A 17,645-nucleotide genomic window follows, 5' to 3' on the forward strand; every position below is an offset into this window, starting at 1 on the left:
GGCTGAATAGCTTGAAAGTAAGTTCTCTTGTGGAGTTCGACATCGTACTCTAACTTAAATACAAAGTTACAAATTTTCTTGAACTTTCTGAATTATCCTTTTTAAACTTTTACTATTAGGAATAAAAGGCACAGATATTGAACTTTTTCTTTTAAGTTTATTCTTGTAATCTGGTAAAATCCACGAGCTCATACCACTTGAATTAACCTCTTTTTGACTTTCATCAAACTCTTTTAATTTGTTATATCCAGATTTTGTTAATTCAATAGTTTCATTTGTTCTCAAGACATATTCTTTCGCTATTAACTCTTTTAAAAAGGTCAAAATCTCATCATATTCGTAACCATATTTCCTCATTCCATTGAGATTATCACTAGATTTTAGTACAATGAGTAAATGCAAATGTTCTTTTTTCATAATTTAAAATCTTGGAAAAATGGGTTTACAATGTGGTTCCTTTCTTTTGAAAGAATTCCAAAATATAGGAAATGTATTATTTGGAGTACGAACCATCGAAACAGCTGCTTCAGATTTTTTAAACCCCAAAGAATAATCGCGATGACAATCTATATCACGTTCCATTTCAATCATTATATCTTTATATTTTATTGACTCAGAACCATTGAAGTAATCAGTAATTGCTCTTTGAACTGTTTCTCCAAAAAAACAAGACTGATATTTCGCAGAAATATTACTCAATCCCGAAGCCATTCCAACTAAACCTAAAATATTTATGTTTTCAATTTCAAGAACACATTCACTCAATACCCAAGTTAAACAATCTTTTACAGTTTTACCAGAACCAATAAAGTCATCACAATAAATTATCAATGAATCTTGCAAGTTAATATGACCTTTATCTATTTTATCTTGAAGTACAAGGTGATTTTTTAGTGGAATTATATTGAGATTCTCATAACGAGGGTAATATTTAATAAAACTAGCCTTGGATAAATAAGCAATTCCAAGGGAACTCTTTATCTTTCCCATATCTGTTTTTTTGGAAATCGGTATAAAGATTATGTTTTTAATCCCTTCAAACTTAGCAGGTGGCATTCTATTTAAAGCCCTTAAAAAAAGAGCATTATATTCTTCGTTGGGAGCCCAAAGATACCTGTCTAAAATTTGACTTATTAAGTATTGTTCTTCCTCGTTAAGGGTTGAAATTAAATCTCCGATTCTATTTAAGGCATGCTTATGACCTTGAAATTTTGTCCATCCTTTTCTTTCGAAAAACTCCTGAAGTTCTATAAGTTGATTTACATCCATTGCTATGATAAATATAATACCTTTCTTGGATTAACAAAATGGTAAATAAAAAAAAACTGAACAAAACAAAATACAGGCTATAATTAATTCGGAGTTTGGTGTTTAATTCAAAGTTTAGTGTGTTTTCATAAAGTCCGCCAAATCTTTTGATTTAGCTTTAGAATAGAAAAAATAAAACAAAATAAAAGTTTTGGCTAATTGCTTAATCGGAAAATCATTACTTATAATTCCGAACAAACCATAGTCGAGACGTTTAACGAACTTCCAAAAAATCCACATTTTAGTTACTTAGAATATATCAATCTTATAAAATACGATTAACCCACTTTAAGAATCTTCTTCAAATGGCTATAAATCATTTGTTCCATAGGGTCGTAATCGCCATCTGCAAATGCCATGAGTTTAATATCGGCAAATAAATCAGCTAAATCGTTACGGTAATAATCATGGGCTTTTACAGCTTCAATGATGCTTTGAATGCTTTGGTAATCGTTATCGGCATCAAACTGCCCACTCATTCGATGGTAAACTTCTTTATCAACACGACTTAAAATGTATTTTTCTTCTTTTCTCGATTCATTTAAATCAGAATTTGAAACATAGATTAGAATATAAGCTAACAACTCATCTTTAGTCCATGTGCTTGGGTTATCCATATCGCCTGTGGTTAAACTCCCCCACTCTGTCCAAGAACCATCATAAACAGATAGGTTTTTATATCCTGATAGTTCGGCTCCTAAAGCTAAAATACAAGCAGTAAGTCCAGATCCACATGAAAATATAATAGGTTCGTCTTGTTCTGCAACCATATAAAACGCTTTAGCTAAGTCTTTTTTAGACTTTAGCATACCATCTTCTAACAAATCTGTAAATGGTAAATTAACCGAGTTAGGAATGGTTCCCATACGCAAGCCTGCTCTAGGTTCTGGTACTTCACAATTAAATCTACCAGCAGAACGGGCATCAATAATTTTATGAGTTTCATTTTTCGCGGCGTTTTCTACATCATCAAAAAACTTCATGTAATTGGGTTGAAGGTTTGCTATGAAATCGCCAGTTTCACCTTCATAATTCTGCATGAGTTCTGTGTCGTAATTTGCTTTTTTCCATGCAGGCAATCCACCATTTAAAACCGCTACATTATTAAATCCAAATGCTTTAAATAGCCACCACACACGGGCGCTAGAGTAAATACCTTTATCGTCGTAAGCTACAATAACACTATCGTGATTAATACCTAAATCTCTGGCTGATTCTTGAAATTGAGCTGTAGCAGGAAATGCACTTGGAAACGGATCGTCAAGATTGCTAAACTTCTTTTTAATATCGAAAAGTCTGGCGTTTGGTATTTGCTCTAATGAAATATCAAAAACCTTATTGATTGTGCCATCTAGAATAATAAGATTATCGACGTTTCTATTTTCTTGAAGCCATTCTACTGAAACTAAAGGCGATGTTAATGTTATATTTGAACTCATCTAATATCTTTTATCACGCAAAGACGCTAAGGCGCAAAGCGTTACATTAATTGAATAGGTATATCTCTAAATAAAATTAAAAATTTATTTCACAGCTTCATAATTATCGTCCCATTCTTTAGGCTTTGGGTCGTGTAATTTACCTAAAGACTTTGCCACCATCATAGATACCGTAGCATCGCCTGTTACGTTTACAACGGTTCTACACATATCAAGCGGTCTATCTACAGCAAAAATAAGCGCGAGACCAATAGGTAATAATTCCGCAGGAAATCCAATAGACTCTAAAACAATAACGAGCATAACCATACCTGCACTTGGCACCGCCGCACTTCCTATGGACGCTAATAAAGCCGTTAACACAATAACCAATTGATTGGTAAATGTTAAGCCTTCTGGCCAAATAACTTGCATGATAAACACAGCAGCAATGCCTTGATATAAACTAGTACCATCCATATTCACGGTAGCACCAACTGGCAATACAAAACCGGATACTTCTTTATCGACACCTAAATGCTCTTCAACACGTTCCATAGTAACTGGAAGTGTCGCCGCACTACTACTAGTTGAAAAGGCTAAAAGTTGCGCAGGACTTATTTGTTTTAAAAACCACATTGGTGATTTTTTAGTGTATACACTTACTAAAATTAAGTAGAAACCAATCATTAAAATTAAGCCACCAACGACACAGAATGCATAGTATAAAAGCTTGATTAAAATTTCGACATCGTCAAAAGCAATAATTACGTTTGCTAATAAAGCAAATACTGCGTAAGGCGCGAAAAGCATGATTAAATCTACCATTTTCATGACTACCTCGTTTAAAGAATCGAAGAAATTCACTAATGGTTTTGCTTTTTTATCGCCAATTAACAACAAACAAATACCAACAAAAATGGCAAAGAAAATAACTTGAAGCATAGACGCTTCGGCGAATGATTTAAAAATATTACTCGGAAAAATATCTACTAAGGCTTGTAAAGGGCCAGCTTCTTTTTGAGCAGAAGCTTTCATTAATTTATCGGTTACACCGGCATCATTTTCATATTTAAGCTTAATTTTCTCTATGGTTTCTTGTGGCATTCCGTTTCCTGGTTTTACCACATTTACAATACTTAAACCAATTACAATAGCAACTATTGTAGTCGCCACATAAATCCCTATGGTTCGTAATCCCATCGATTTTATTTTAGAAATATCTTTTAAATCGGAAATACCTTTTATTAGCGATGCTAAAATTAAAGGCACAGCAATTAGTTTTAGAAGATTGATGAATATGGTTCCAAATGGCGCAATCCAATCGGCTACGAATCCTTTTCCGCCATCAACGGTATTCATAATAAAACCAAAAATGATTCCAAGAACCATTCCTATTATAATTTTCCAATGTAATGCTAGTTTTTTCATAAAGCCTCTCCTAGCCTCTCCAAAGGAGAGGGATTTTTTTAAATTTATTATTTTGAGACAAGATAAGTATTTTTTGATGTTTTTCTTTTTTTTATAACTAACCAAATAATTATGATAAGGATTTCGAAAAAGGTAAAAACTACAAACCACGCTTCTTCAAAACCGTTGTAACTACCACCTCGAAAGGAATACCAATCAATATTATCATAATCACATTTAACTACTCCATTAGTGACATTAATATTGTTCTGATAGAATATATATGTAACAAAATAGTCGCCGCCGCCCGTATAATTACCTCTCGACTTACTAACTAAAACCGAAGGTGTTGTGTCACTTTCTCCAGAAAGAATTGTGATTTGTTTTACTGCAGATTCCTTACTATAAATAACATAATCAGATTTAAAAAGATGTAATATTGGAGGATATGGATTGTAATTTTCAGCTTCAGCATACGGTATGTGCTTCTTTTTTTCTTGAGATTCTAAATCAAATTTATTTCCAAGTTTAAGACCTAGCAGCCTTTCTTCCATTTCGGGAGTAAAATCAAAAATACGATCGGCGCTTTTAAGCTCACTATCAAGTGTAGCTTCATGAATACTTTCAAAAATCCCGTTTACTTTCAAGAGATATTCTGTAACTAAGAAGTTAAACAAAATGAATCCAAAAATAATGCATACCCACTTTATTATTCTTATTATTACTTTCATTTTAATTCGGTTAGTTGTATTAATTGAAAAGAGAGATTAATAGTTTATATATCTAGAATAAAACGTAATGGACTTAAAAATAGTATAAAATATAGCCTTGGCAGGTATTGTAAAATTGAAAGATTGACTAAAATTTAGCTGATAATTTAGCCCCGATTGAAGCGGCATCCTTTTTAAAACCTTATAAAAACTAAAACTTAGTAAGTTACTTGAATAAACAAAAAACCACGTTATTTTTCTTATAGAAAAAACGTGGTTTTAAAAAGATACAGCGGAAAGCGGGAATAGCTTCTAATAAGAAACTTAAATTCCAGCGATTTCGCTTATTTCGGCTATAAATTTATCACCTAAAGCATCGGCTTCTTCTTGAGATTTTGCTTCGGTATAAATTCTAATAATTGGTTCTGTGTTACTCTTACGCAAGTGTACCCAACTTTCTGAGAAATCGATTTTTACACCATCGATTGTTGTTAGTTGCTCGTTTTGGTAACGTTCTTCCATGGCTTTTAAAATACCATCGACATCTAAACCGGGTGTTAATTGTATTTTCTTTTTACCCATAAAATAACTTGGATATGTTTTTCTTAGTGCACTTACACTCATTTTTTTATCGGCAAGTAAGCTTAAGAATAAAGCAACACCAACTAGAGCATCGCGCCCGTAATGTGCATCTGGATAAATAATACCACCATTACCTTCGCCACCAATAACGACTTTATTTTTTTTCATGAGGTTTACTACGTTTACCTCGCCCACGGCACTAGCTTCGTACATGCCACCATGTTTTTCGGTAACATCGCGTAAGGCGCGAGTTGAACTCATATTACTTACTGTGTTTCCTGGTGTTCGGCTTAATACATAATCTGCACAGGCAACTAACGTGTATTCTTCACCAAACATGTCTCCGTTTTCGTCCATAAAGGCCAAACGATCTACATCTGGATCGACCACAATACCAAAATCGGCATTATGCTTTTTCACTTCGGCAGATAAATCTGTTAAATGTTCTTTTAATGGTTCTGGGTTATGCGGAAAGTGGCCGTTAGGCTCGCAGTATAATTTTATAACATCTACTCCCAATCGCTCTAAAAGTAAAGGAATAGCGATACCTCCAGTAGAGTTTACACCATCTACTACCACCTTAAAACGTTCTTCTTCAATAGCGGTTACATTTACTAAATCTAAATCTAGAACTTCAATAATATGCAAGTCTATGTATGCTTTATTTTTTGTGATTTTTCCTAAACTATCCACATCTGCAAATGCCATATTATCGCTTTCTGCGATATCTAGAATTTTTGCACCTTCAACAGCATCTAAAAACTCCCCTTTTTCGTTCAGTAATTTTAAAGCATTCCATTGTTTAGGGTTATGGCTTGCTGTTAAAATAATTCCACCATCAGCATGTTCCATTGGCACAGCAACTTCTACAGTTGGTGTTGTAGACAAACCGACATCAACCACATCTATACCTAAACCAATTAAAGTGTTCATCACTAGGTTTTGAATCATTTTACCAGAAATACGGGCATCTCTACCAACTACCACTTTGTAGTTTTCTTTTTCGCGTTGTTGTTTTAACCACACACCATAAGCTGATGCAAATTTTACAGCATCTATAGGTGTTAGGTTCTCACCTACTTGTCCGCCAATGGTTCCTCTAATTCCTGAAATTGATTTTATAAGTGTCATTATCTAAATTTATTTTTAAGTTTTAAAAATGGTTTTTCAAAATATTGATATGATAAATGTGCTACCAATATAGTTAATATAAATGTTGAAATATTTATTAAAATAATTGTTGTTGTATCATTGAATAGTTGATAATTTTTAAGTTCTAAAAATAGGTAAACTGTTGCGTTTAATGCAATGACATGATACATATAAATGCCATATGAAATTTGTCCCAAATAATTTAATAGCTTGTTTTTAATTTCAAATTTAAAATTATTACAACTAATAGCATGTACAAAAAAACTAAATAGAATTGCAGTTAGCAAATTTTTTAATATACTACTTTCAAATTCAAAAATATTTGTAAAGAAATAGATAATAATTAAAATACAGCTAGTTAAGGTATATAGTTTTTTTGTTTTTAAAAACTCCAGTCTTTTGTTTTCTTCTAAAATGGCTATTATACCTCCAGAAAACAATAAGAAATACACAAAACTAAATCTTCGTAAAACCTCAAAATCTGGAATATGGTATAGTATAAAATAAGCAATAGTGATACCTACAATGACTTTGAAAATTTTATTTTTACTTACAAAGTAAAATATAGGCGCTACAAAAAGATAAAATTGTTCCTCAATACCAATAGACCATAAAACTTCTAAAATACCTCCTGGCATATATAAACTAGCAGATACATTTGGAAGAAAAAACACAGTTAATAAAATACTATTAGTTATGTTATAGTCATTATCAAAAGGAATATTTAATACTGGTAATATAAAATGATAAAACAAAAACCCAAAAATTACAATGACGTAATACAATGGAAAAATTCTTAACATACGTCGTATATAAAAATTCTTAATTGAAAACCTGTTGTTTTTTTTCTCAATAAAGATTAACCTTATTATTAAAAAACCGCTTAACACAAAAAACATATAAACCGCTTGTATGCCTTTTGAAAAAATAGGTAACTCATTAAAATAAGCTAATCCCTGATTTCTAGACAGATTAGGTATATGCATTACCATAACAATTGAAGCTAAAAAAAAACGTAAAGGATCTAAATTGGGAAGCTTCTTCAAAAATTCGAAATTTGTGCTTCAAAAATACATATATTTATTCAATGAACTACTTAGCACATATTTATTTATCAGGAGATAACAATTTAGTAACCATAGGAAACTTTATTGCTGATGGTATAAAAGGAAAACAATATAAAACCTACCCAAAAGATATACAAATAGGCATACTATTGCATCGACATATAGATAGTTATACTGATGCGCATAAAACCTTTAGGCTAAGTACTAAAAGGCTTCATGAAAAATACGGACATTATTCGGGTGTTATTGTAGATATTCTTTATGATCACTTTTTGGCGAAAAACTGGAAAAAGTATTCTGATACCCCTTTAGACGAATATGTTGAAACATTTTATGATTCTTTAGAAACTAATTACGATATACTTCCTTTAAGAATTCAAAAAATGATGCCTTATATGCTTGCGGATAACTGGTTGTTAAATTATGCATCTATAGAAGGAATATCAAGGGTTTTAGATGGTATGAACAGACGTACAAAAAACCGTTCTAGTATGAATGAAGCTGTTGTAGAACTCGAAACCTTTTACACCGAGTTTGAAAATGAGTTTTCTGCTTTTTTTGAAGAAATTATTGCTTCATCTAAGGAAAAACTAAATCTTTTAAAAAAAGAATTATATGCATAAATACATTTTATCTTTAATATTACTTCTCTTTTTAGTTTCATGTAAACAAACTAAAAAGACAGCAACACCGGTAAAAGGCTTAATAACCAAAAACGCTATGGTAGTTTCTGCTCGTGTTGAAGCTTCAAAAATTGGAAGCGATGTACTCAAAAAAGGTGGTAATGCTTTTGATGCTATGTGTGCAACACAATTAGCTTTAGCGGTAGCTTATCCCTACGCTGGGAATATTGGAGGTGGTGGCTTTATGGTTTACAGAAAAGTAAATGGAGATATTGGCTCTATCGATTTTAGAGAAAAAGCGCCATTGGCGGCCACAAAAGATATGTATCTAGATGAAAACGGTGAGGTGATACCAGAAAAAAGCACCTTAGGCGCTATGGCAGTTGGCGTTCCCGGAACTATTGCTGGTATTTTTGAAGTTCATGAAAAATTAGGTTCATTACCCATTGAATCCATTATAAATCCAGTAATAACATTAGCAAACAAAGGTGTTATTGTGACCAAAAAACAAGAAGAAACCATTAAAGCGTATCAACCACTATTTCCAAAAGCTAATAAAGACACTATTCTTTTTGATACGCCATGGAAACAAAATGATACTATAAAATATCCTGCTTTAGCCAAAACCTTAGAGCGTATCTTAAAACATGGTAAAGATGAATTTTATAAAGGTGAAACAGCCAAAATACTGGCTAAGTTTATACAGGATAACGGAGGTATTTTAACCGAAGTAGATTTAGCAAATTATGAGGCTAAATGGCGCACGCCTGTAGCATTTAATTACGACGAATTAAAGATTATATCAATGGGACCACCTTCTAGCGGTGGTATTTGTTTAGCGCAACTCTTTAAAATGATAGAACCGTTTGATTTAAACACCTACGGACACAACTCATTAAAAACCATTCAAGTATTAACAGAAGCCGAAAGACGCACTTATGCCGATAGAAGTTTCTATTTAGGAGATTCAGATTTTGTGGACATTCCATTAGAAAACCTAATAGAAAGTAATTATTTGAAAAATAGAATGGCTGATTTTTCTTTTAAAAAAGCCACGTTATCTAGCAAAGTATCTCATGGTAACATTCAAATTATTGAAAGTGATGAAACCACCCACTACTCCATTATCGATCAATTCGGTAACGCTATTGCTGCTACAACAACCTTAAACGGCGCCTTTGGTTCTAAATTATATTGCTCAGAACTCGGTTTCTTTTTAAACAACGAAATGGACGATTTTAGCAGTAAACCCGGTGCGCCAAACATGTTTGGACTAATTGGAGCTGAGGCCAATAAAATTGAACCAGAAAAACGCATGCTAAGTTCTATGACACCAACTATTGTAGAGAAAAACGGTAATTTATACATGACACTTGGCACACCAGGAGGATCAACCATTATTACTTCTGTATTACAAACCATATTAAATGTGCATGAATTTGAAATGACAATGCAAGAGGCTGTAAACGCACCACGTTTTCATCATCAATGGTTACCAGATGAAATAAGAATGGAACCTAACACATTCGATAGAGTTTTAGTTAATAATCTTGAAAAACTAGGCTATTCCATTAACGAAAAGGACTCGCCAGTAATTGGCAAAGTCGATGGAATACTTGTTTTAGATGATAACACGTACGAAGGTGGTGCCGATTATCGAGGAGATGATACGGCCGTCGGTTTTTAATCATTTTCTTTTTATAACATTATCATATTTAATAATTTAGTTGCCAACAAACCCTAATTCAAAGCCCGTTATATGGCTATTAAACCTAAAAAAATATTAAAAATAATAGTTGGTGTTATTATTTTCTTAACGCTGCCAAGCCTGTTATTTTTTGGTTTCCTGTACTTTAAATATAATGAGGAGTTACCAACAGGTATTCAAGGTGAACAAGCCGATGCTTTAGCCTATAAAATGTTAGACGCTCTTGATTATGAAGCCTATAAAACAACCAATTACATTGAGTGGACATTCAAAAAAAGACATCATTACGAGTGGGATAAACAAAATAACATGTGTAATGTCTATTGGAAAGACAACAAAGTAGTTCTAGATTTAAACGACACATCAAAAAGTAAAGTTTACATACATAGTTTCAAGAATGAAAGTGGTATGGCTCAAGAGTTAATTGAAAAAGCCATTACATACTTTAACAACGACTCCTTTTGGTTGGTTGCTCCATATAAAGTATTCGATAAGGACGTAGAACGCAGGCTCGTTAAAACTAGCAGTAACAACGATGCGCTATTGGTTACTTACACATCAGGTGGCTCAACCCCAGGCGACTCCTATTTATGGTTACTAGATGATAATGGCAAGCCAATGGCTTTTAAAATGTGGACATCAATTTTGCCCATACAAGGCTTAAAAGCTTCGTGGAGTGATTGGACAACCACCAAAACTGGCGCACAACTTCCAACCTTCCATAAAATGTTAGTTCTTGGTTTAGAAATTAACCATATAAAAACAGCAAAATAAATTATTTTTTTGGCGCAACCCAAAATGGTCGGGCTTTCACTACTCGCTTCCTCCTACGTCGGCGAGCTCAATCAAACCGTTCAATCCCTTGCGCGGGACATTCTGCTAGCGTTCCTTATTTATTAAAACAATCAACATCTCCGAGAATAAAATTACCATTTCACAATCAAAACTTCACAAGAATTTAACAAACAACAAATAATACCTACTTCATTTTTAATCACAAAAAACGTAACTTCGCAACTTTGCCAATTTATGAGTCAATTCACAGATTTTATCGAAGTTAAAGGAGCACGTGTTCACAATCTTAAAAACATTGATGTATCCATCCCACGCGAAAAACTTGTTGTTATTACAGGCTTATCAGGTAGTGGAAAATCATCATTAGCCTTCGATACTATTTATGCCGAAGGGCAACGACGCTATATTGAAACGTTTTCGGCCTATGCTAGACAATTTTTAGGTGGTTTAGAACGTCCAGATGTCGATAAAATTGATGGACTTTCTCCAGTTATCGCTATCGAGCAAAAAACAACAAGTAAATCCCCGCGTTCTACAGTAGGAACAATTACAGAGATTTACGATTTCATGCGTCTACTTTTTGCGCGTGCTAGTGATGCTTATAGTTACAATACGGGCAAAAAAATGATTAGCTACAGCGATGAGCAAATCAAAGAACTAATAACCAAAGATTTTAAAGGAAAACGTATAAACATCCTATCTCCCGTAATTCGCTCTAGAAAAGGACATTACAGAGAGTTATTTGAACAAATAGCCAAACAAGGCTTTGTAAAAGTAAGAACCGATGGCGACATTCATGACATTGTAAAAGGGATGAAATTAGACCGTTACAAAACTCACGATATAGAAATTGTAATCGATAGGTTAGTTATAAATAACGAAGCCGACAACGACAGGCGCCTTACCGAAACCATAAACACAGCCATGTATCATGGTGAAGATGTGCTTTTGGTAATAGATCAAGACACTAACGAAACACGTTATTTTAGTAGAAGTTTAATGTGCCCTACCTCTGGAATTTCATACCCAAATCCAGAACCCAACAATTTTTCATTTAATTCACCAAAAGGTGCCTGCCAAAACTGTAATGGTATTGGTACGTTATACCAAATCAACAAAGACAAAATTGTCCCAGACGATTCATTATCTATAAAAACCGGTGCATTAGCGCCTCATGGGCCACAAAAAAACAGTTGGATTTTCAAGCAACTTGAAACCATTGCACAACGCTTCAATTTCGAATTAACCGATGCATACAAGGATATTCCAGAAGAAGCCAAAAACATTATTCTATATGGCGGCAATGATAAGTTTTCGGTTGAAAGTAAAACACTTGGCGTAACAAGAGATTACAAAATAGATTTTGAAGGTGTTGCTAATTTTATTGAAAACCAATACAAAACCGCAGAATCTAGATCGTTAAAACGTTGGGCTAAAGACTATATGGACAAAGTAGCATGTCCAGTTTGCGAAGGGTCCCGATTAAGAAAAGAATCGCTTTACTTCAAAATAAACGAAAAAAACATAGCTGAATTAGCTAATACAGATATTGTTGAACTTGCAGAATGGTTTAAAAATTTAAACGAGCATCTTTCAGAAAAACAATTAAAAATTGCCGAAGAGGTTGTTAAAGAAATTAAATCGAGACTACAATTTTTATTGGATGTTGGTTTAGACTATTTATCATTAAACAGAAGCTCAAAATCATTGTCAGGTGGCGAAGCTCAACGTATTCGTTTAGCCACTCAAATAGGATCGCAACTGGTTGGTGTGCTTTATATTCTTGACGAACCTAGTATTGGTTTACACCAGCGCGATAACGAAAAACTTATAAATTCATTAGTATCACTTAGAGATATTGGTAATTCGGTCATTGTTGTAGAGCATGACAAGGATATGATAGAACGTGCAGATTACGTGATTGACATAGGTCCAAAAGCTGGTAAATTTGGTGGAGACATTATAAGCATAGGTAATCCTGATGAATTAAAAACCCATAATACACTAACAGCAGACTACTTAAACGGCAAAAAAGAAATTGAAGTTCCTAAAAAACGTAGAAAAGGAAACGGTAAGTTTTTAGAACTGAAAGGCTGCACAGGAAATAACTTAAAAAATATTTCTGTTAAATTTCCTTTAGGAAAAATGATAGGCGTAACAGGTGTTTCTGGTAGTGGTAAATCTACATTAATTAACGAGACACTCTACCCTATTTTAAATGCCCATTATTTTAATGGTGTAAAAAAACCAATGCCATATAAAAGCATTAAAGGGTTAGAACATATAGATAAGGTTATTGATATTAACCAATCGCCAATAGGGAGAACACCTCGAAGTAACCCAGCAACATATACGGGTACATTTGGCGAAATTAGAGCACTATTCGCAAAAATACCAGAAGCTATGATTCGTGGTTACAAAGCTGGACGTTTTAGTTTTAACGTAAAAGGCGGACGCTGCGAAACGTGCCAAGGTGGTGGTTTACGCGTTATTGAAATGAATTTCTTGCCAGATGTTTATGTGGAATGTGAAACCTGCCAAGGCAAACGTTTTAATCGTGAAACACTAGAAATTCGTTATAAAGGCAAAAACATTAGTGATGTATTAAACATGACTATGAATGAAGCCGTAGAATTCTTTGAGCATATTCCTAAAATTCATAAAAAGTTAAAAACAATTGTAGATGTTGGCCTAGGCTATATCACACTTGGGCAACAAAGCACAACACTTTCTGGCGGTGAAGCTCAGCGTATAAAATTAGCGACAGAGCTCTCTAAACGCGATACAGGAAATACTTTCTATATTCTGGATGAACCTACAACAGGTTTGCATTTTGAAGATATTAGAGTGTTAATGATAGTTTTAAACAAATTGGCAGACAAAGGTAACACCGTACTTATTATTGAGCACAATTTGGATGTTATTAAAACCGTTGACCATATTATAGATATTGGTTACGAAGGCGGAAAAGGCGGCGGACAAATAATTGTTGAAGGCACGCCAGAAGACATCATAAAACACAAGAAAAGTTATACAGCCAAATTCTTGAAAAAAGAATTAAATTAGCCTAAAAGACTTAAAAAATTAAGACAAAATATAAAAACATTTAAAAGATAAAATAATGAGAAAAGAAAAACACCATAAAGGTTGGAACGAAATAAAAACGAATGATTCTTGGGCTATTTTTAAAATCATGGGCGAATTTGTCAATGGTTTTGAAAAAATGAGTAAAATAGGTCCTTGTGTTTCAATTTTTGGTTCTGCAAGAACAAAACCAGATAATAAATATTATAAGTTAGCAGAATCTGTTGCTAAAAAAATTGTAGAAGCTGGTTACGGTGTTATTACAGGTGGTGGTCCAGGTATTATGGAGGCCGGAAACAAAGGTGCACATTTAGGCGGTGGTACATCGGTTGGTTTAAATATTGATTTACCTTTCGAACAACACGACAATCCATATATAGATAACGATAAAAGCTTAGATTTCGACTACTTTTTTGTTAGAAAAGTCATGTTTGTTAAATACTCTCAAGGCTTTGTAGTTATGCCTGGTGGTTTTGGAACTCTAGATGAACTTTTTGAAGCCATTACGCTTATACAAACTCATAAAATAGATAAATTCCCTATAATACTTGTTGGAACAGATTTCTGGGAAGGTATTATGGGCTGGATAAAAAAGACCCTTTTGGAAGAATTTGGAAATATTAGCCCAAAAGATTTAGATCTTATTCATTTGGTTGATACAGAAGATGAAGTTATTGCTATACTTGATAGTTTCTACAAAGAATCTGGCTATAGTCCTAATTTTTAAAAGGTTTCATTTCCATAACTATTAAAATTGATGTTTATTATGCGGGCATAATAAACATCATGTCAAGCTATAAGCCATCATATTTCACTATATTGCGGCGCCTTACATGAATAAATTAACCATTAATGTTGCTTAAAATTGAAAATTAACTTTTTTAATTCGATCATATTATTATTAATCTGCTTTACAAGTTTTGGTCAAAACAAAATTGATGTCAAGGCTGATTTTGATATAGATCAAAAGCAAATAAAGATATCTCAAACTATTCATTATCAAAATACTACTGATGATGAGTTAAATACTATATACCTTAACGATTGGAACAATAGTTATTCAACTAAAAAAACGCCCTTAGCCATTAGAATTGCTGATGAGTATAATAACGATTTTCATCTTGCAAAAAATGACGACCGAGGGTTTTCTGTTATTACTTCAATAAAACAAAATAATCAAGATTTAGAATATACTCAATTAAAAAACCAAATAGATATTCTTCAAATTGAATTAAAAACACCTTTAAAACCCAAAGGTTCTTATACTATTAAGCTAGAGTATTTAGTAAAAATTCCTAATGCAAAATTTACCAGCTATGGTATTACCGATGATGGTGAAATTAACTTAAGATATTGGTATATAACACCTGCTGTTTATAATGGTGAATGGCAACATTATAGCAACAAAAACTTAGATGATTTATTTATTCCTAAATCAGATATCACATTAGAAATAACACACCCAAATGGATATACTTTAACCTCAGAATTAGACATAGATAAAACAGACCAACTAGCAACAAAACAAATAGTTAGCCTATCAGGAGAAAATCGCATCAACAATAAATTATTTTTAAATAAATCATCTAGTTTCAGGACGATTCAAGATGAAAATTTTTCAATTATTTCAAATATAAATGATAAAAATCTTGAAGTTATTGAGAAAGTATTAATCACAGAAAAAGTAAAAGACTTCATTTTCGAAAATCTTGGTGAATACCCACATAAAAAGTTACTTTTAAGTCAAATTGATTATGATAAAGATCCTATTTATGGTTTAAATTTTTTGCCAAGTTTTATAAAAACTTACCCAGATAGTTTTCAATATGAGTTACAATTTCTAAAAATAGCAATACACAATTATTTAGAAAACACCCTTCTAATTAATCCGCGAAAAGAACAATGGCTAATTGATGGTATTCATATTTATTACTTAATGAAATATGTAGATGAATACTATCCAAACATGAAGTTTTTAGGAAACATAGCTGATATATGGGGTGTACGATCTTTTCATGCTGCTGACATGAAATTTAATGATAAATATGTGCTATCCTACATGTTAATGGCAAGAACTAATAGAGATCAACCATTAACTATGGCTAAGGATTCTTTATTAAAGTTTAATAAAAATATTGCCAATAAATTTAAAGCTGGAGTAGGACTTAAATATTTAGATGATTTTGTAAATAGTGACATTGTTGAAAATAGTATAGAATCATTTTTAAAAAAAAATAAACTACAACAAACCAACGTAAAAGACTTTGAGAATTTTATAAAGAGCAAAACAAATAAAAATATTGATTGGTTTTTTGAAGACTACTTAAGTACAAGAAAAAAAATAGATTTTAAAATAAAAAAAGTAAGCAAAACCGAAGACTCTATTACAATTACCATTAAGAACAAAAGTTCAAATAAAATGCCTGTTTCGTTATACACATTAAATAATGATAGTATAACCTCAAAAATATGGATCGAAAATATTAATAAAAACAAAACTATTACAATACCTAGATTAGATGCAAATAAGTTAGTACTTAACTACAACAACACGATTCCTGAGTTTAATTTGAGAGACAATTGGAAATCCTTAAAAGGCTTCTTTTTTAACAACAAACCTTTACAATTTCGATTATTTCAAGATATCGAAGACCCAAATTACAACCAAGTGTTTTTTATGCCAATTGCAGAGTTTAATAATATTTACGATGGTATAACTTTAGGCGCGAAGGCATACAACAAAACGGTTTTAAGAAAGCTTTTTAATTACAAAATAGCACCTCGTTATTCATTTAAATCAAGATCGTTAACTGGTGCTGCATCGGCATTTAAAAGTCATTATATTAAAGATAAAGACTTATACGCAATTCATTATGGTATAGCCGGCAGCTACAGCTCATATGCAGAAGATTTGTTTGTGAGACAAATTACACCTTCAGTTCAATTTGTTTTTAGAAAAAACGATGATTTTAGATCTAATAAAAGGCAATGGTTAAGCATAAGACATGTAAATATTCATAGAGATCAAGACGTAAATAATACTTTAGCTTCAGACGAGCCAAATTATAGTGTATTTAATGTACGGTATGTTAATTCTAACGACAATTTAATTAATTATAGTAAATGGTATTCAGATTTTCAAATTGGTGAGAAATTTAGTAAAATCTCCTTGAATTATGAATTTAGACGGTTGTTTGAAAGCAATAGGCAATTAAACATTAGAGCATTTGCAGGAGCATTTTTAAGAAACAAAACCGATATAGGTTCAGATTTCTTTAGTTTTGCTCTCGACAGACCAACCGATTATTTATTTGATTATAATTACCTAGGGCGTTCTGAAGCCTCAGGAATATTTAGTCAGCAATTTATTGAAGCTGAAGGCGGTTTTAAATCAAAATTAGAATCACCCTTTGCTAATCAATGGATTACCACGCTAAATACAAGTACAACACTTTGGAGATATATTCTTGCCTATGGTGATGTTGGCTTAGTAAAAAACAAATTTAGAACACCCAATTTTGTTTACGACTCTGGTATACGAATAAACTTAGTAACAGATTATTTTGAAGTTTACTTTCCGCTTTACTCAAATTTAGGTTGGGAAATTGGTCAACCGAATTACGATCAAAGAATACGTTTTAAATTTACTGCAGATCCTCAAGCGCTATTAGGGCTATTTAGAAGACGCTGGTTTTAAAGGTTGTTATTAAATTATAATGAGTAATTTAATGTTTTCATTAAATATTTAGTAATTTTAAAAGCCTATTACCCAAAATAATAGTGATTTA

At 32.4% G+C, this 17,645-nt stretch carries 13 protein-coding genes; 6 read left to right on the forward strand and 7 right to left on the reverse strand.

Annotated features, from left to right (window positions below; translation table 11 throughout):
• Positions 1-66 precede the first annotated feature (66 nt).
• The 7 genes from SJY43_RS13380 to SJY43_RS13410 all read right to left on the reverse strand — a co-directional run bounded on the left by SJY43_RS13380 (position 67) and on the right by SJY43_RS13410 (position 7,626).
• Positions 67-417, reverse strand: a complete 351-nt coding sequence (locus SJY43_RS13380; RefSeq protein ID WP_396601251.1) for a hypothetical protein — start codon at positions 415-417, stop codon at positions 67-69.
• 3 nt (positions 418-420) lie between these two features.
• Positions 421-1,269 carry a hypothetical protein gene (locus SJY43_RS13385; RefSeq protein WP_396601252.1) on the reverse strand — a complete coding sequence of 283 codons (849 nt, stop codon included), beginning with the start codon at positions 1,267-1,269 and terminating at the stop codon, positions 421-423.
• A gap of 317 nt (positions 1,270-1,586) precedes the next feature.
• Positions 1,587-2,747, reverse strand: coding sequence for a sulfurtransferase (locus SJY43_RS13390; RefSeq protein WP_396601253.1), 1,161 nt, complete (start codon positions 2,745-2,747; stop codon positions 1,587-1,589).
• A gap of 84 nt (positions 2,748-2,831) precedes the next feature.
• Complete coding sequence (locus SJY43_RS13395) at positions 2,832-4,157, reverse strand: dicarboxylate/amino acid:cation symporter (RefSeq protein WP_396601254.1); 1,326 nt, start codon at positions 4,155-4,157, stop codon at positions 2,832-2,834.
• 47 nt (positions 4,158-4,204) lie between these two features.
• Positions 4,205-4,867, reverse strand: a complete 663-nt coding sequence (locus SJY43_RS13400) for a hypothetical protein (protein ID WP_396601255.1) — start codon at positions 4,865-4,867, stop codon at positions 4,205-4,207.
• A gap of 303 nt (positions 4,868-5,170) precedes the next feature.
• Entirely contained in the window at positions 5,171-6,559 is a 1,389-nt protein-coding gene (glmM, locus tag SJY43_RS13405) for a phosphoglucosamine mutase (RefSeq protein ID WP_396601256.1), read from the reverse strand.
• Entirely contained in the window at positions 6,559-7,626 is a 1,068-nt protein-coding gene (locus SJY43_RS13410; RefSeq protein ID WP_396601257.1) for an acyltransferase family protein, read from the reverse strand. Before SJY43_RS13410 ends, glmM begins: the two co-directional genes overlap by 1 nt.
• A gap of 41 nt (positions 7,627-7,667) precedes the next feature.
• Between SJY43_RS13410 and SJY43_RS13415 the strand changes: the two genes are divergently transcribed.
• The 6 genes from SJY43_RS13415 (at position 7,668) to SJY43_RS13440 (ending at position 17,554) form a co-directional block, all read left to right on the forward strand.
• A complete protein-coding gene (locus SJY43_RS13415; protein ID WP_396601258.1) occupies positions 7,668-8,270 on the forward strand; it encodes an ACP phosphodiesterase in 603 nt (200 codons plus the stop codon).
• Positions 8,263-9,957, forward strand: a complete 1,695-nt coding sequence (gene ggt, locus SJY43_RS13420) for a gamma-glutamyltransferase (RefSeq protein ID WP_396601259.1) — start codon at positions 8,263-8,265, stop codon at positions 9,955-9,957. The genes SJY43_RS13415 and ggt overlap by 8 nt, the downstream gene beginning before the upstream one ends.
• Before the next feature lie 72 nt (positions 9,958-10,029).
• Positions 10,030-10,752 carry a hypothetical protein gene (locus SJY43_RS13425; RefSeq protein ID WP_396601260.1) on the forward strand — a complete coding sequence of 241 codons (723 nt, stop codon included), beginning with the start codon at positions 10,030-10,032 and terminating at the stop codon, positions 10,750-10,752.
• Between the two features lie 255 nt (positions 10,753-11,007).
• On the forward strand, positions 11,008-13,839 hold the full coding sequence (uvrA, locus tag SJY43_RS13430; protein WP_396601261.1) for an excinuclease ABC subunit UvrA: 2,832 nt from the start codon (positions 11,008-11,010) through the stop codon (positions 13,837-13,839).
• Positions 13,840-13,894: 55 nt separating this feature from the next.
• Positions 13,895-14,584 (forward strand): TIGR00730 family Rossman fold protein, encoded by a 690-nt coding sequence (locus tag SJY43_RS13435; protein ID WP_396601262.1) that lies wholly within the window; start codon positions 13,895-13,897, stop codon positions 14,582-14,584.
• 138 nt (positions 14,585-14,722) lie between these two features.
• On the forward strand, positions 14,723-17,554 hold the full coding sequence (locus tag SJY43_RS13440; RefSeq protein WP_396601263.1) for a metalloprotease: 2,832 nt from the start codon (positions 14,723-14,725) through the stop codon (positions 17,552-17,554).
• Positions 17,555-17,645 lie beyond the last annotated feature (91 nt).

The organism is Algibacter sp. R77976, assembly GCF_044594645.1.
Classification (GTDB): Bacteria; Bacteroidota; Bacteroidia; order Flavobacteriales; family Flavobacteriaceae; genus Algibacter_B.